The following is a 16072-nucleotide window of genomic DNA, read 5'->3' as shown; positions in this document are numbered from 1 at the left end:
AGCCACAAGAGCCACGGCCCCGCAGGAGGAGGAAACGCATGACGACCACGAACGGTACAGGCGCAGGCACGGGCCTGGGCAGTCCGCCGGCCGACCCGCAGGAACGCCCGCACCCGCTGGGCGTGGGCCATCGGCTCGACGAGTTCGAACTGCTCGAGGTGATCGGCGAAGGCGGCTTCGGCATCGTCTACCGGGCTTACGACCACTCGCTGCTGCGCGAGGTGGCCATCAAGGAGTACATGCCCTCGATGCTCGCGCGCCGCGTGGGCGACAACAGCGTGCACGTGCGCTCCGAGCGGCTCACCGCCACCTTCGAGGCCGGCCTGCGCAGCTTCATCAACGAGGCGCGCACGCTCGCGCAGTTCAGCCACCCGGCGCTGGTGCGCGTGCATCGCTTCTGGGAGTCGAACTCCACCGCCTACATGGCGATCCAGCTCTACAAGGGCCGCACGCTGCGCCGCCTGGCCGAGGAAGACCCGGGCAAGGTCACCGAGACCTGGATGCTGGGCATGCTCGGGCCGCTGCTGGGCGCGCTCGAGACGCTGCACCGCAGCCAGTGCTTCCACCGCGACATCGCGCCCGACAACATCTTCATCCAGCATGACGACCTGCCGGTGCTGCTCGACTTCGGCGCCGCACGCAAGTCGATTGCCGACATGGTCGACGAGGTGGCCGTGATGGTGAAGTCGGGCTACTCGCCCATCGAGCAGTACGCCGACGACAACACGCTGCTGCAAGGCCCGTGGACCGACCTGTATGCGCTGGGTGCCGTGCTGTACCGCGCGGTCACCGGCAACCCGCCGCCTTCGGCCGTGGTGCGCAGCGTGCAGGACGCCTACGTGCCGCTGTCGTCGATGGGCCGTGCCGACGTGAGCCCGGCCTTCTGCGCAGCGGTCGACCACACGCTGGCCGTGCACAGCAAGGACCGCACGCAGACCGTGGCGGCGTTCGCCGCCGAGCTGGGGCTGCTGAAGCTCGGCGACATCTACGTGAACGGCATGGCCGCGCCGACGGTGATCATTGCCGCCGCGCCCGTGCCGGCCGCGCCGCCGCCGCCGGAGCTGGCGCCGCACCAGTTCGCGCCCGCGTCGGCACCGGTGCCGCTGGAGCCGACCGGCGCGCCCAGCTTCGCGACGCCGCCGGTCGCGGCGGCCGAGCCGGTGATGGTCAAGGCCGCGAACCCCGTGAAGGCTGCAGCAGCCGCTTCGCGACCGGCGTCACCGGCACCGAAGAAGAAGTCGTCGGGCAAGTCGTCTGGCAAATCGTCGGGCAAGTCGTCGGGCAAGTCGTGGCTGCTGGTCGGCGGCCTGGTGGTGGCGCTGGTGGCGGTCGGCAGCTGGATCGGCCTGCGCCTGACCACGACCAAGCAGGACACCTCGACCGCGATGGTGCCGGTGCCGCCGCCGGGCGCGCCGATGTCGAACCCCGCGTCGCCGCCGGCCGCCATGCCCGCGGGCACGGCGGCCACGCCAACCGCGACCGACGGCGTGCCCGTGGCCGGTGGCGGCGCGGTGGCGGGCGCAACGCCCCCCGCTGCGCCCGCCAGCGCCGCCGTGGCGTCCACCGGCCCGCTGACCCCGCTGGACAACGTGCCGGTCAACCCGCCGCCGACGACCATCCCCCCCGAAGCCGCGCTTGCCACGGCCGAGACCGAGGACTGGAACCTGGCGCAGGCCGAGAACACGCGCGAAGGCTACGAGGCCTACCTGCGGCGCTACCGCCGCGGCCTGCATGCGCGCGAGGCCCGCAACGCGATCGCAGAGATCAACCGCGTGTCGCCGCCCACCGTGACCGCCGATGCCGGGGCGTTGCCCGGGACCCCCGTGGCGGGTACTGCGCCTGCCGCACCGCCGGGCATGGGCCGCGTGAACTTCAACATCCGCCCGTGGGGCCAGGTGTTCGTCGACGGCGCGGACCGGGGCGTGAGCCCGCCGCTGAAGTCGCTGCCGCTGCGCCCGGGCATCTACAACATCGAGGTGCGCAATGGCGACCTCGAGGTGTTCCGCCAGCGTGTGACGGTGCAGGACAGCAAGTCGGCGCCCGTGGTCGCGCACGAGTTCAAGTAGGCGTGAGGCGCGGCACCTAGCGGCTGCCGGGTCGTCGCCAGCTAGGCCGTAGGCAGTAGGCCGCCTCCTGCGTTTGCGGGATGGCGCTGCCTTGCGCCGCGGCAGAACAATGCGTCTCCCCGCAGGAGCACGCCATGAGCGCACCGCTTGAACCGCCACCGCCCGGCACGCCGAACGCCGAGCGCGCGGCCGTCATCGCCAAGCGCGCCGAGCGCGTCGCCGTCATCGCCATCCACGGCGTGGCGGACCAGAAGGCCGGCGACACGGCGCGCGCGATCGCATCGCTCATGGTCAATGCGGGCGGCCCGCGGGCGCGCTACAGCCGCGGCGATTGCGACAGCTACATCGTGGCCGTGCCGCCGCTGCTGTCGATGGTGGAAAGCGGCTCCCACGGCGAAGGCGCGGCGCGCAAGCGCATGGCGCCGCGCGACCCCGCGCCCGGCGATGCCGCCGCGAAGAAGCCGCAGGCGCCGTCGCTCCGCAAGGCCCTGCGCCAGTCGGTGCGCTCGGACTTCCTGCGCGAGAACTGGAGCACCGGCCCGGCGGCGGCGGCGCCCACGGCAGATGCGGGCACCGCGGCGGCCATGGCGGCCACCGCCGCAGCCACCAAGCCCGGCAAGCCCGGCAAGCCGCAGTCCGCCCCCGCGCGCCTCATGGCCGCGGACGCCGGCATCGCCTTCAGCGACTACCTGCTGTTCAAGTGGCAAGGCGCCGGCAAGGAAGCCTACGAGGCCACGCGCATCCGCATGGTCCGGCAGGAACCGGCCACGGGCACGGCGCAGCATGTGGACGTGCACGAGATGTACTGGGCCGACCTGTCGCGCCTGTCGGGCGTGCTGCCGCGCATCGTCACCGAACTCTTCACCATGGTGTTCCGCCTGTCGCAGCTGGGGCGCGACGCGGTCGACCGCGCGGGGCTCTACGCCGCACGGCACAAGACGCCCGGTGCCTTTGCGTGGGGCTGGCTCGCCAAGCTGCAGATGGCGCTGGACTGGGCGTTTTCCGGCGTGCTGGCCAACCTGTTCCTGCAGTTGCTGCTGGCCGGTCTGGTGATCGCCGGGCTGGGCCTGGCCGCGCCGCACGCGGGCGCGCTGCACATCGTGCTGGCGCTGCTGCTGCCGGCGCTGGCGGCGTGGTGGTATTGCTACCTGCATGGGGTGCGGCCGGTGAAGCGTGGCGGGGCGCTGGTGCTGGCGGTGGGGGCCGCGGTGCTGCTGTGCCTCGTGCCGGCGCCGTGGACGCACTGGCTCATCGGGCTGACCTGGCTGGCGCTGCTGGGCGTGCTTTTCAACTACGGCCTGCGCGTGGCCGACAGCCGCTTTCCCGCGATGCGCGCGGCGGGCCTCGTGTTCCTGGCCGCGATGGCGGCGACGCTGCTGGTGCATGTGGCCATGGCGTCCTTCGCCGCGAACGGCGCGGCCGACCTGCACGCCTGGGTGCAGGCCGGCCTGCGCACGGTCGAGTACCTGCTGCTGGGCATCGTGTGCTGGTGGCTGCTGGCGGGCGGCCTGCTCATCGCGTGGGCGGTGTTCGGCCAGCTCGCGGCGCGCGACGGCCCGGCCGAGCGGGCCAGCGTGGCCACCGGGCGGCTCGGGTTGCTGGTGTCGATTGCCTCGTTCGTGACGCTGGCGATGGCCATCTGGGCGCTGGTGACCACCTTCGTGGAGTTCGGTGCGGCCCGCACCGACTACGAGCCGCTGATCTTCACGAGCGGGCAGCTCTGCTTTCTGGACGGCGCGACCTTTCTGCACCTGCGCTACCTGCGCAGCACCGAGACCTTCGCGCTGGCGGCCGGGCTGACGCTGGTGCTGGCGCTGTACCTCGTGGTGGTGCTGGCGCCCAGCGTGCTCGCGGAAGTCAGGAAGACCGTGGGCACCTCGTTCACGCTGGGCCGCTGGCTCACCGGCGGTTACCGGCGGCTCGACGGCTTCGTCACAGGGCTGACCTTCGCCAGCGTGCTCATGGCATGTGGCGTGGGCCTGCTGCTGGCGCTGGCGCGGCTCGACGTGCAGGCCGACAGCTGGATCGGCGCTGTCGTGCGCAGCGTGGACATGCTCACCGGCCGCATCGGGGAGGTGTCGGAGTTCGTGCTCAAGCCGCTGGTGCTCACCGCCGCCACCGCGGTCGCGGCGCTGTCGGCCTTCGGCGGCGTGCTGTCGCGCTATGTGCCGTGGCTGCGCCTGCCGCTGGACGTGGCGCTGGACATCGACAACCACTTCCGCGAGTTCCCGCGCCACGCCATTCCGCGCGCGCGCATCTTCTCGCGCTACGTCGCGCTGCTGGAGAGCATCGCGGCGCAGGGCTACGACCGCGTGGTGATCGTGGCGCACAGCCAGGGCACGGTGATCTCGGCGGAGTTGCTGCGCTACCTGCAGCACCGCGCGCGCTGGCTGGCGCAGTCCTGCCCCGAGGACCGCGTGGTGAAGCTGTGGTCCAAGCTGGAGGGCCGGGTCGACCTGCTCACCGCGGGGTGCCCGCTGCGCCAGCTCTATGCGGCGCGTTTTCCGCGCCTGTACGAATGGGTGCTGACGGCCGAGGCGAGCGACGTCGGCGTGCAGCGCTGGGTCAACGCCTATGCCACGGGCGACTACGTGGGCCGGTGGCTGTGGGCCGATCCGCCGCTGTACAAGCCCTCGCCGCCGGTGACCCTGATGACCGCGGCCGAACACGACGTGTGCCTGGGCAGCGGCGCGCACACGCACTACTTCGACCAGGAGCAGGTGCTGGTGGCACGCTGGATCGATGCGCTGGTGCGCTGAGTCGCGGCGTTCTCAGGCCGGGCCGCGGCTCAGCGCCCGGCGGTACTGCACTGCTTCGGCCACGTGCGCGGCCTGCACCGTGTCGGCCCCCGCCAGGTCGGCGATCGTGCGCGCCACCTTCAGCGCCCGGTGCGTGCTGCGCGCCGACCAGCCGAGCTTGCTGGCGGCGTTGAACATGAACTGGCGCGCGGCGTCCTCGAGCGCTGCATGCCGGTCGATGGCGCTGCCCTGCAGCGCCTGGTTGGCATGGCCCTGGCGCTGCATGGCGCGTTCACGCGCGGCGACCACGCGCGCGCGGATGCTGTCGGTCGACTCGCCCGGCGGCGCGTCGAGCAGCAGCTGCGCCGACACCGCGGGCACCTCGATGTGCAGGTCGATGCGGTCCAGCAACGGGCCGCTGAGCTTGCCCTGGTAGCGGGCGACCTGCGCCGGCGTGCAGTGGCAGGCCTTCAGCGAGGAGCCCAGGTAGCCGCAAGGGCAGGGATTCATGGCGGCGATCAGCTGGAAGCGCGCGGGAAACTCGGCACTGCGCGCGGCGCGCGAGATGGTGATGGTGCCGGTCTCCAGCGGCTCGCGCAGGGCTTCGAGGGCGGAGCGAGCGAATTCGGGGAATTCGTCGAGGAAGAGCACGCCGTGATGCGCTCTGGAAATCTCACCGGGACGCGGCGGAGAGCCGCCGCCCACCAGTGCCACCGCGCTGGACGTATGGTGCGGCGCAGAAGTAGGCCGGCACATCCACCGATCGGTCGCGAAGCGCCCGCCCAGGCTGGCCACGGCAGCGCTTTCCAGCGCCTCGCCGATGCTCATGCCCGGCAGCAGGCCGGCGAAGCGCTGCGCGAGCATCGACTTGCCCGAACCGGGCTCGCCCATCATCAGCAGGCTGTGGCCGCCGGCCGCCGCGATCTCCAGCGCCCGCTTGGCGCCCGCGTGGCCCTTGACGTCGCACAGGTCGGCGTAGCGCGGTGCGGCCGCGCCGGGCGCGGCCTCGACCCGGGCCCAGCCATCGTCGGAGGCCGGCTCGGGAAGTTGCGCGGCCGCGTCGGCGTCGGGCATGAACTGCCGCACCACGTCCAGCAGGTGCCGGGCGCCGTACACCTCGCTGCCGGGCACCAGTGCGGCTTCCTGTGCACTGTCCATGGGCAGCACCAAACGGGTGGCCACGCCCCGCGTGTGCAGTGCCAGCGCCATGGCCAGCGCACCGCGAACGGGCCGGAGTTCCCCGGAAAGCGACAGCTCCCCGGCGAATTCGTGGCCGGCGAGCCGGGCGTTGTCGATCTGCCCGCTGGCCGCCAGGATGGCCATGGCCATGGGGAGGTCGAAGCGGCCGGAGTCCTTGGGCAGGTCGGCCGGCGCCAGATTCACGGTGATGCGCTTGTTGTTGGGAAACTCCAGCCCGGCGTTCTGGATGGCCGAGCGCACCCGCTCGCGCGCCTCCTTGACCTCGGTTTCCACCAGCCCCACCAGCGTGAAGCTGGGCAGGCCGTTCGCCAGATGCACCTCAACCGTGACACTGGCTGCTTCCAGCCCCAGCAAAGCACGGCTTTGCACCAAAGACAGACTCATTGTTCTTGATCTCCCCAAGATGGTGCGCCCATCGGGGGCACGCCCGTGGTGCAGTTCCCGGAGAAACCGCCGCCACACGAAGCACCTGTTGTAACGATTTGGCGCTCGCTCAAGCCCGCGGGGAATGCTCTGCGGGCGGGCTTTTGAGCAGTTTGGCACGCTCCCTGCTTTGAGCCTCTCAGGTCCCCCAACACACTTTGCGAGGAGTTTCCCGATGACGTACCGCACCGCCGCCCAGGCGCTGATCGTTCTTGCCACGGCACTGACCGCTTCGGGCGCCGCCCTGGCGCAGGCCGCAACCGACGCTGCCGCGCCGGCCGCCGCTCCGGCCCCGAACCTCACGGGAAACATCTCGCTGACCACCAACTACAAGTTCCGTGGCCAGGACCAGGACATGCTGGGCAAGAACGACTACGCCAAGACCAAGGGCTTCAAGCCCGCCGTCCAGGGCGGCCTGGACTACGCCTTCGGCGACAGCGGCTTCTACGTGGGCAGCTGGAACTCCAGCGTCAACTGGCTCAAGGGCAACAGCATCGAGATGGACCTGTACGGCGGCTACAAGTTCAAGGCCGGCCCGCTGGACATGGACGTCGGTGCGCTCACCTACATCTACCCGGGCAACTCGTCGGGCAACACCACCGAGCTGTACGTTGCCGGCACCTACGCCAGCGAAACCCTCGGTTCGTTCACCGCCAAGTACTCGCACACCGTGTCGAAGGACTACTTCGGCTACGCCGGCAACAAGGCGGGCTCGGGCCTGAAGGGCACCAACACCGGCTACCTGAACCTGGCGTACAGCAAGGAAATCGTGCCCAAGGTCACGCTGAAGGCCGCCGTGGGCTACACGAACATGTCCAGCGACATCCGCAGCCTGGGCTACAAGAGCTATGTCGACTACAACGTCGGTGCGTCGTACGACTTCGGCAACGGCCTGTCGCTGACCGGCTCGGTGCAAGGCGCGAACAAGAAGAGCTCGTACCTCGCCGTGAGCAACCCGGGCGTGGACTACGGCTTCGGCACCTTCGGCCAGACGACGTACTCGCCGAACAAGGCGCGCTTCATCCTCACGCTGACGAAGACGCTCTAAGCACCAGAACAACGAGGTGCGGCCCAAGCTGCCGCACCGTTTCATTTCCATCCGCAGGAGAAAACTCATGAAGCTGGTCACAGCCATCATCAAACCGTTCAAGCTCGACGAGGTGCGCGAAGCACTGTCGGCCATCGGCGTGCAGGGGATCACCGTCACCGAGGTCAAGGGGTTCGGTCGCCAGAAAGGCCACACCGAGCTCTACCGCGGCGCCGAGTACGTGGTCGACTTCCTGCCCAAGGTCAAGATCGAAGCGGCCGTCTCCGACGACCTCGTCGATCGCGTGATCGAAGCCGTCGAGGGTGCTGCCCGCACCGGCAAGATCGGCGACGGCAAGATCTTTGTCTACAACCTCGAACAGGTCGTGCGCATCCGCACCGGCGAAACAGGTCGCGAAGCCCTCTGAACGAGTCCAGGCCCGAAAGAACAACGATTATGAAAAAACTGCTTGTCTCTCTTGCGTTCGGTTTGAGTGTGCTGGCTGCCGGCACCACCGCCCTTGCACAAACGCCCGCCGCCCCGGCCGAAGCGCCTGCCGCTTCGGCTCCCGCTGCCGCTGCACCCGCGGCGCCGGCCGCACCTGCTGCAGCCGACGCGGCACCTGCCGCTGCGGCAGCCGCGGCGCCCGCCGCCGCTCCGGCACCCAAGATCGACTCCGGCGACACCGCCTGGATGCTGACCTCCACGCTGCTCGTCATCCTGATGACCATTCCCGGCCTGGCGCTGTTCTACGGCGGCCTGGGCCGTTCGAAGAACATGCTGTCGGTGCTGATGCAGGTCTTCGTGATCTTCTCGCTGATCAGCATCCTGTGGGCCGTCTATGGCTACAGCATCGCGTTCTCGGGCGAAGGCAACTTCTTCGGGGGATTCGACAAGATCTTCATGAAGGGCATCACGCAGGAAACCTTCGGCGCGCTGACCACCATTCCTGAATACGTGTTCGTCGCGTTCCAGGGCACCTTCGCGGCCATCACCGTGGCGCTGATCGTTGGCGCGTTCGCGGAACGTGCCAAGTTCTCGGCCGTGCTGCTGTTCTCCGTGCTGTGGTTCACCTTCAGCTACGTGCCGATCGCCCACATCGTGTGGGGCGGCGGGCTGCTGGGCAAGGACGGCGCACTCGACTTCGCAGGCGGCACCGTGGTGCACATCAACGCCGGTGTGGCCGGCCTGGTCGGTGCCTACATGGTCGGCAAGCGCGTGGGCTACGGCAAGGAAGCGTTCACGCCGCACTCGCTCACGCTCACCATGGTCGGCGCTTCGCTGCTGTGGGTCGGCTGGTTCGGCTTCAACGCGGGTTCGGCAGGTGCTGCCAACGCGCTGGCCGGCCTGGCCTTCATCAACACGGTGCTCGCCACCGCTGCCGCCGCGCTGTCGTGGATCCTGGGTGAAAGCCTGCACAAGGGCAAGGCCTCGATGCTGGGCGCTGCGTCCGGTGCCGTTGCCGGCCTGGTGGCCGTCACGCCTGCCGCCGGTTTCGTCGGCCCGATGGGTTCGATCGTGCTGGGCTTGCTGGCCGGCCTGGTCTGCCTGTGGGGTGTGGGCGGCCTGAAGCGCATGCTCGGTGCCGACGACGCGTTCGACGTGTTCGGCGTGCATGGTGTGGGCGGCATCCTGGGTGCCATCCTGACCGGCGTGTTCGCAGCCAAGGGCCTGGGCGGCACCGGCGGCGCAACGCCCGACACCTTCGCGATGGGCGCACAGGTCTGGATCCAGATCAAGAGCGTGGCGCTCACGATCGTGTGGTCCGGCGTGGTGGCCTTCATCGCCTTCAAGATCGCCGACCTGACCATCGGCCTGCGTGTGTCGGAAGAAGAAGAGCGCGAAGGCCTCGACATTTCTTCCCACGGCGAAACCGCCTACAACCGCTGATCCCCTGTGGCGAGGCTGCCTTCGGGCAGCCCCGCCGCTGGCGATCCAAACGCATTCACAAGAACAATTCTTCGTCACGAGTTTTTCAAGCGAGGTCTCCTTTGGATGTTCAGCCCGCGAGCGCTCCGGCGTCAGCGGGCTTTTTTTTGCCTGTCGCTTTCATGGCCGGGGGCACAATGGCCGAACCATGTGGACCTCCATCGAAGACAGCCTCTGCGAGCTCGGCGAGTCGCCGTTCTGGCACCCTGAAGAACGCGCGCTCTACTGGCTCGACATTCCCGGCCGCGCGGTGCTGCGCACCCGCGGCGACATCGCTTCGCCGAATGCCGCCGTGGAGCGATGGCCGTTGCCGACCGAGCCCGGCTGCATGGCGCCGGCGCGCAGCGGCGGCCTGGTGATCGCATTGCGCGACGGCTTCTACCGGGCGCGCGAATGGGGCGGCGAGCTGGTCGCCCTGGCGCGTGTGGAGCACGACGTGCGCACCATGCGCTTCAACGACGGCAAGTGCGACCCCCGGGGCCGCTTCTGGGGCGGTTCGCTCAACGAAGCCAAGGACCGGCCCAACGCCGCGCTCTACTGCCTCGACGCACGCCCCGGCACGGGCATTTCGCCCACCATCACGCAGATGGCCAACGAGTCCACCACGGCCAACGGCCTCGCGTTCTCGCCCGACGCCCGCATCCTGTACTGGGCGGACACCGCCGCGCACGTGGTGTGCGCGTGGGACTGGGACGCCGAGGCCAACGCGCTTTCGCGTGCCCGCGTGTTCCACCAGTTCGAAGCCAAGCGCGAAGGCTGGACTGTGGATGCGCCGCTGGGTTACCAAGGCCGGCCGGACGGCGCCACCATCGATGCGCAAGGCCACTACTGGGTGGCGATGTTCGAAGGCGCACAGCTGCTGCGCTTCGCACCTTCGGGCGACATCGTGGCCTCGGTTCCTGTGCCCGTCCAATGCCCGACCATGCCGTGTTTCGGAGGCAACGATCTGAAGACGCTGTTCGTCACCAGCGCGCGCAAGGGGCGGCCTGCGGCGGAGATCGAACAGCGGCCGGCTTCGGGCTGCGTGATTTCGATGCGCGTGGAGACGCCCGGGCTGCCCGTGAGCTTTTTCGAGGACTGAGGGTGCGCGAAGAGCATTGTTCAGGGCCGAGGTCGATCGAGCGGCGCCCCGGACGTGCGGAGACCGAACACCCCCACTGAGACGATGGCCCTGCAGCACATCCCCCCGATCCAATGCCTGCTGACCTTCGAGGCCGTCGCAAGGCTGCGGCACGCGGGCCGCGCGGCCGACGAGCTGTGCGTCACGCCCAGCGCGGTGAGCCATCGCATCCGCCAGCTCGAGTCGCACGTCGGCTTCAAGCTCTTCGGGCGCAGCGACTTCAGCCTCACGGCCGACGGTGCCGCTTACCTCGCGAACGTTCGCACCGGGCTTGCGGCATTGCAGGCCACGCCGCTTGGCAGCAATGCCGCGCAGCGCGCCACGCGGCTGCGCATCGCCGTCACGCCCACCTTCAGCCGGCAATTCCTCATGCCCCGGCTGGAGCTGTTCCGCAACATCTACCCCGACATCGAACTGGTGCTGCAGGTGTCGATTCCGCTGCTCGACGTCACCGCCGAGCAGGCCGACCTCGAAGTGCGCTACGGCCCCGGCGGCTATGCCGACTGCGAACACCGCCTCGTGCTCGAAGAACAGGTGGTGCCGGCCTGCAGCCCGAGCTATCTGAACGAGTTCGGGCCGTTCACCGGCTTTCGCAGCGCCGCCGAGATCGCCAGCGCGCGGCTCATCCGCAGCCCGCTCGAACCCTGGGGCACCTGGTTCGCCAGCTGCGGGCTCGACCAGCCCGAGCCGAACATCGGCTCGCAGTTCAACGACCTGGGGCTCGTGTACGACGCCGCGGCCAGCGGCTTCGGCGTGGCGCTGGTGCGGCAGAAGATGGGCGCCGCCTGGTTCGAGTCGGGGCGGCTGGTGGCGCTGTCCGAGCAGGCCGTGCCCTCGCCGCACCGGCACTACATCTGCTGGCAACCCGGCACGCTGGAGCGCTGGGAGTGCGCGGCCTTTGCCGACTGGCTGGAACAGAGCCTGCGCTGAACGGCAAGCGAAGCGAAGCGAAGGACCGGACCGGGCTGTGCAGCGCCGTGCGCCGTGCCGGCAAAGTTCTCTCAAGCCGGCCGCGAAAATCCGTCAACCCGCACCCGGGGCGATGTCCGTAGAGTGCGGTCCACCCCGAGACATTCCGCGCGCAGGCGCGAACAGAAGAAAAGAGGCCGCCGCATGAATGCGCCGCTCACTCCCACGCAGCAGGATTCGCTACAGAAAACAGAGCGCCAGTCGCAGGTCGTGCATGCGCTGCAGGCACATTTGCCTGCGCATGCGCTCATCTGGCACGCCGAGGACACCACCCCCTACGAGTGCGACGGCCTCACCGCCTACCGCGCCCGTCCGCTGGTGGTGGCCCTGCCCGAGACCGAGGCGCAGGTGGCCGCCGTGCTCCAGACCTGCCACCGCCTCGGCGTGCCCGTGGTCGCGCGCGGTGCGGGCACGGGGCTGTCGGGCGGCGCCATGCCGCACACCATGGGCGTGACGATGTCGCTCGCCAAGTTCAACCGCATCCTGAAGATCGACCCGGTGAGCCGCACGGCCGTCGTGCAGTGCGGCGTGCGCAACCTCGCCATCAGCGAGGCGGCCGCGCCCTTCAACCTCTACTACGCGCCCGACCCCTCGAGCCAGATCGCCTGCACCATCGGCGGCAACGTGGCCGAGAACTCCGGCGGCGTGCACTGCCTGAAGTACGGCCTGACGCTGCACAACGTGCTGCGCGTGCGCGGCTTCACGGCCGAGGGCGAGGCCATCGAGTTCGGCGGCGACGCGCTCGACGCGCCGGGGCTCGACCTGCTCGCGCTGGTCATCGGCAGCGAAGGCATGCTGGCCGTCACCACCGAGGTCACCGTCAAGCTGGTGCCCAAGCCGCAGCTGGCGCGCTGCATCATGGCCAGCTTCGACGATGTGCGCAAAGCCGGCGACGCGGTGGCCGCGGTGATTGCGGCCGGCATCATTCCGGCCGGGCTGGAGATGATGGACAAGCCCATGACCGCGGCGGTCGAAGACTTCGTGCGCGCGGGCTACGACCTGAACGCCGCGGCCATCCTGCTGTGCGAGTCCGACGGCACACCCGAAGAGGTCGAAGAAGAAATCGGCCGCATGACCGCCGTGCTGCGCGGCTGCGGCGCCACCGCCATCGCGGTGAGCAACAGCGAAGACGAGCGCATGAAATTCTGGAGCGGGCGCAAGAACGCATTCCCCGCGTCGGGCCGCATCAGCCCCGACTACATGTGCCTGGACTCGACCATTCCGCGCAAGCGCCTGGCCGACATTCTTCTGGCCATCCAGGAGATGGAGAAGAAGTACAACCTGCGCTGCTGCAACGTGTTCCACGCGGGCGACGGCAACCTGCATCCGCTGGTGCTGTTCGACGCCAACGACCCCGACGAGCTGCACCGCTGCGAGCTGTTCGGCGCCGACATCCTGGAGACCAGCGTCGCCATGGGCGGCACGGTGTCGGGCGAGCACGGCGTGGGCGTGGAAAAGCTCAACAGCATGTGCGTGCAGTTCACCGCCAGCGAGAACGAGCAGATGTTCGGCGTGAAGCGCGCCTTCGACCCCGAGGGCATGCTGAACCCCGGCAAGGTGATTCCGACGCTGCAGCGCTGCGCCGAGTACGGCAAGCAGGTGGTGCGCGGCGGCAAGCTGCAACACCCCGACCTGCCGAGGTTCTGATGAGCAGCATGGACACCGCACTTCAACAGGTCGTCGAGCGCGTGCGCGCCGCCGCGGCCGACGCCACGCCGCTGTGCATTCGCGGCGGCGGCACCAAAGATTTCTACGGCGAGCCGCCGCAAGGCAAGGAAGGCGAGGAAGGCGAGGAGCTCGACATGCGCGGGCTTGCCAGCATCACGAGCTACGAGCCGAGCGAACTGGTCGTCACCGTGCGCGCCGGCACGCCGCTGGCCGAGCTCGAGGCGGCCCTCGCAGAGAAGGGCCAGTGCCTGCCGTTCGAGCCGCCGTGCTTCGGCAGTGATGGCACGGTGGGCGGCATGGTCGCCGCCGGCCTCAGCGGCCCGGCGCGCGCCAGCGTCGGCGCGGTGCGCGACTATGTGCTCGGCGCCACGCTGGTCAACGGCCGTGCCGAGGTGCTGAGCTTCGGCGGCCAGGTGATGAAGAACGTCGCGGGCTACGACGTGTCGCGTGTGCTGGCCGGCTCGCTCGGCACGCTGGGCGTGATCGCCGAGGTGAGCCTCAAGGTGCTGCCGGTGCCGCCCGCCGAGGCCACGCTGGCCTTCGCCTGCAGCCAGGCCGATGCGCTGCGCCTGCTCAACGAGTGGGGTGGCCGGCCGCTGCCGCTGAATGCCAGCTGCTGGCTCGAACAGGAAGGCGCGGGCGCGCTGTACCTGCGCCTGCGTGGTGCGGTGGCGGCGGTGGAAGCTGCCTGCGCGCACCTGGGCGGCGAGCGCGCAGACAACGCGCGTGCGGCCGCCTATTGGCAATCGCTGCGCAACCAGCAGCTGCCGTGGTTCGCGATGGATGAGGGGGCGAATGCGCTCTGGCGCCTGTCGGTGCCGCAGACCGCGCCGGTGCTCGCGCTCGACGGCGCCGCGCCGCTGGTCGAATGGCACGGCGGCCAGCGCTGGTACAAGGCGCCGCCAGGCGCGGGCCAGGCCGCGCGCATCCGCGAGATCGCGCGCGCCGCGGGGGGCCATGCCACGATGTTCCGCCTGCCGGGCGAGCACACGGGTGAGCACACCGGCGGCCACGTGCCGCGCTTCGACGCCCTGAGCACGCCCATCGAACGCATCCACCGCGCGCTGATGCGCGAGTTCGACCCCCACGGCCTGTTCAACCGCGGCCGCCTGCTTGCCCCCACGTAAAACAAGAACCGCCATGCAAACCGAGCTCGCCCCCGAATTCCAAGGCACCGACGCAGGCCGCGAGGCCGAGGCCATCCTGCGCAAGTGCGTGCACTGCGGCTTCTGCACCGCCACCTGCCCCACGTACCAGCTGCTCGGCGACGAGCTCGACGGCCCGCGTGGGCGCATCTACCTCATCAAGCAGGTGCTCGAAGGCAAGACACCCACGCGCAGCACGCAGCTGCACCTGGACCGATGCCTGACCTGCCGCAACTGTGAAAGCACCTGCCCGAGCGGCGTTCAGTACGGCCACCTGGTCGACATCGGCCGCAAGATCGTCGACGAGAAGGTGCCGCGCCCCGCCATGGAACAGGCGCAGCGCTGGCTGCTGAAGGAAGGCCTGCCTTCGCCGCTGTTCGGCCCCGCCATGAAGCTCGGCCAGGCCGTACGCGGGCTGCTGCCCGAGGCGCTCAAGGCCAAGGTGCCCGCGAAGCAGGAGGCCGGCGCCTGGCCCACCGCCACGCATGCGCGCAGGGTGCTGATGCTTGCGGGCTGCGTGCAGCCGTCGATGATGCCCAACATCAACAGCGCCACCGCGCGCGTGCTCGACGCGGCCGGCATCCAGGCCGTGATCGCGAAGGAAGCGGGCTGCTGCGGTGCCGTGAAGTTCCACTTGAACGACCAGGAAGGCGGCAAGGCGCAGATGCGCGCGAACATCGACGCGTGGTGGCCGCTGGTGGAGCGCAACCACGTCGAGGCCATCGTCATGAACGCCTCGGGCTGCGGCGTCACCGTGCGCGAGTACGGCCACCTGCTGCAGCACGACGCCGCCTACGCGCTGAAGGCGGCGCGCATCAGCGAACTCACGCGCGACCTGAGCGAACTGCTGCCCGACCTGGTGCCCGCGCTGAAGGCCCGTGTGCAGGCGCCGGCGGGCGTGGTGGCCTACCACCCGCCTTGCACCTTGCAGCACGGCCAGAAGCTGCGCGGCGGCGTCGAGACGCACCTGCGCGCCCTGGGTTTCGACGTGCGCGTGGCCATGAACGAATCGCACCTGTGCTGCGGCTCGGCCGGCACCTACTCGGTGCTGCAGCCGGAGCTGGCCTATCCGCTGCGCGACCGCAAGCTGGGCCACCTGAAGCAGCTGCAGCCCACCACCATCGCGTCGGCCAACATCGGCTGCATCACGCACCTGCAAAGCGGCAGCGCAGACACGCCGGTGCGGCACTGGGTCGAGCTGCTGGACGCGGCGCTGAAGGCCTGACCGGGCGCGTGCCCCGGGGCCTGGTCGCACAGCGGGGAGGGGGTTGGTCCGACTCGCGCGAGCGTGCGGGGCGGCGCATCATGGCTGCACCGAATCTGCAAGGAGTCCATGCCATGTCCCCCGTTCTCGCATCCCTCGTTTCTCCCGCGCTGCGGCGCTCGCTGCTGGCCTGCGTGTGCGCAGCCGGTGCGGTGGCCGCGCAGGCGCAAGGCGCCATGCCGCCCTGGCAGGGCGCGGGCGCTGCGCGTTACGTGTGCGGCGGCATCGGCTCCGACGAATCGACGGCCATGCGCTCCGCCATGAAGGAGCACCCGCTGGCGCTGCTGTTCGCGCGCGCCGATGGCGCCTACATGGCCAACGTGGACGTGACCATCAAGGGCGGCGACGCCAACAACGCCGCCGCGCTGGCGTTCCGCGCGAACGGGCCGGTCTGCCTGGTCGACCTGCCGAACGGGCGCTACGTGATCGATGCGGCCGTGCCCGGCGGCAGCCCCAAGAGCCAGACCGTGACGGTCGGCGGCGGCTCGAAGACGGCCGACTTCAGGTTCTGAGCGGGCGGGCG

The 16072-nt window shown here is 69.9% G+C and carries 12 protein-coding genes; 11 read left to right on the top strand and 1 reads right to left on the bottom strand.

The window, feature by feature from the left end; genetic code table 11:
* Positions 1-38 precede the first annotated feature (38 nt).
* Positions 39-2066, top strand: coding sequence for a serine/threonine-protein kinase (locus AC1DJH_RS22325; protein ID WP_478187202.1), 2028 nt, complete (start codon positions 39-41; stop codon positions 2064-2066).
* 134 nt (positions 2067-2200) lie between these two features.
* The gene (locus tag AC1DJH_RS22320; RefSeq protein WP_478187201.1) at positions 2201-4825 is read left to right on the top strand and encodes a hypothetical protein; all 2625 of its coding nucleotides are present in this window, start codon (positions 2201-2203) and stop codon (positions 4823-4825) included.
* Positions 4826-4837: 12 nt separating this feature from the next.
* Here AC1DJH_RS22320 and AC1DJH_RS22315 read toward each other — a convergent pair whose 3' ends face one another.
* Positions 4838-6388, bottom strand: a complete 1551-nt coding sequence (locus AC1DJH_RS22315; RefSeq protein WP_478187200.1) for a YifB family Mg chelatase-like AAA ATPase — start codon at positions 6386-6388, stop codon at positions 4838-4840.
* Positions 6389-6602: 214 nt separating this feature from the next.
* Here AC1DJH_RS22315 and AC1DJH_RS22310 point away from each other — a divergent pair, with 214 nt between their 5' ends.
* The 9 genes from AC1DJH_RS22310 (at position 6603) to AC1DJH_RS22270 (ending at position 16061) form a co-directional block, all read left to right on the top strand.
* Positions 6603-7475: a TorF family putative porin gene (locus tag AC1DJH_RS22310; RefSeq protein WP_472114078.1), complete on the top strand. Its 873-nt coding sequence runs from the start codon at positions 6603-6605 to the stop codon at positions 7473-7475.
* Between the two features lie 67 nt (positions 7476-7542).
* Positions 7543-7881 (top strand): P-II family nitrogen regulator, encoded by a 339-nt coding sequence (gene glnK / locus AC1DJH_RS22305; protein WP_007833403.1) that lies wholly within the window; start codon positions 7543-7545, stop codon positions 7879-7881.
* Between the two features lie 29 nt (positions 7882-7910).
* Entirely contained in the window at positions 7911-9344 is a 1434-nt protein-coding gene (locus tag AC1DJH_RS22300) for an ammonium transporter (RefSeq protein WP_478187199.1), read from the top strand.
* 187 nt (positions 9345-9531) lie between these two features.
* Complete coding sequence (locus AC1DJH_RS22295) at positions 9532-10464, top strand: SMP-30/gluconolactonase/LRE family protein (protein WP_478187198.1); 933 nt, start codon at positions 9532-9534, stop codon at positions 10462-10464.
* Positions 10465-10548: 84 nt separating this feature from the next.
* Positions 10549-11433 (top strand): LysR substrate-binding domain-containing protein, encoded by an 885-nt coding sequence (locus AC1DJH_RS22290; protein ID WP_472114069.1) that lies wholly within the window; start codon positions 10549-10551, stop codon positions 11431-11433.
* A 183-nt stretch (positions 11434-11616) separates the two neighbouring features.
* Positions 11617-13119, top strand: coding sequence for an FAD-linked oxidase C-terminal domain-containing protein (locus AC1DJH_RS22285; protein WP_478187197.1), 1503 nt, complete (start codon positions 11617-11619; stop codon positions 13117-13119).
* Between the two features lie 8 nt (positions 13120-13127).
* Entirely contained in the window at positions 13128-14267 is a 1140-nt protein-coding gene (gene glcE, locus AC1DJH_RS22280; protein WP_478187196.1) for a glycolate oxidase subunit GlcE, read from the top strand.
* A 13-nt stretch (positions 14268-14280) separates the two neighbouring features.
* Entirely contained in the window at positions 14281-15510 is a 1230-nt protein-coding gene (glcF, locus tag AC1DJH_RS22275; protein ID WP_478187195.1) for a glycolate oxidase subunit GlcF, read from the top strand.
* Positions 15511-15623: 113 nt separating this feature from the next.
* Positions 15624-16061, top strand: a complete 438-nt coding sequence (locus AC1DJH_RS22270; protein ID WP_435494451.1) for a carboxypeptidase regulatory-like domain-containing protein — start codon at positions 15624-15626, stop codon at positions 16059-16061.
* Positions 16062-16072: the final 11 nt, after the last annotated feature.

Source organism: Variovorax sp. 10N412 (genome assembly GCF_056394985.1).
The sequence above is the reverse complement of the archived record's forward strand: the minus strand, read 5'-3'. Positions and strand labels throughout refer to the sequence as shown.

Excerpts from the sequence above, each read along its gene's own strand:
- AC1DJH_RS22325 (WP_478187202.1), top strand. The coding sequence starts at position 39 with ATGACGACCACGAACGGTACAGGCGCAGGCACGGGCCTGGGCAGTCCG.
- AC1DJH_RS22320 (WP_478187201.1), top strand. The coding sequence starts at position 2,201 with ATGAGCGCACCGCTTGAACCGCCACCGCCCGGCACGCCGAACGCCGAG.
- AC1DJH_RS22315 (WP_478187200.1), bottom strand. The coding sequence starts at position 6,388 with ATGAGTCTGTCTTTGGTGCAAAGCCGTGCTTTGCTGGGGCTGGAAGCA.
- AC1DJH_RS22310 (WP_472114078.1), top strand. The coding sequence starts at position 6,603 with ATGACGTACCGCACCGCCGCCCAGGCGCTGATCGTTCTTGCCACGGCA.
- glnK (WP_007833403.1), top strand. The coding sequence starts at position 7,543 with ATGAAGCTGGTCACAGCCATCATCAAACCGTTCAAGCTCGACGAGGTG.
- AC1DJH_RS22300 (WP_478187199.1), top strand. The coding sequence starts at position 7,911 with ATGAAAAAACTGCTTGTCTCTCTTGCGTTCGGTTTGAGTGTGCTGGCT.
- AC1DJH_RS22295 (WP_478187198.1), top strand. The coding sequence starts at position 9,532 with ATGTGGACCTCCATCGAAGACAGCCTCTGCGAGCTCGGCGAGTCGCCG.
- AC1DJH_RS22290 (WP_472114069.1), top strand. The coding sequence starts at position 10,549 with ATGGCCCTGCAGCACATCCCCCCGATCCAATGCCTGCTGACCTTCGAG.
- AC1DJH_RS22285 (WP_478187197.1), top strand. The coding sequence starts at position 11,617 with ATGAATGCGCCGCTCACTCCCACGCAGCAGGATTCGCTACAGAAAACA.
- glcE (WP_478187196.1), top strand. The coding sequence starts at position 13,128 with ATGGACACCGCACTTCAACAGGTCGTCGAGCGCGTGCGCGCCGCCGCG.
- glcF (WP_478187195.1), top strand. The coding sequence starts at position 14,281 with ATGCAAACCGAGCTCGCCCCCGAATTCCAAGGCACCGACGCAGGCCGC.
- AC1DJH_RS22270 (WP_435494451.1), top strand. The coding sequence starts at position 15,624 with ATGTCCCCCGTTCTCGCATCCCTCGTTTCTCCCGCGCTGCGGCGCTCG.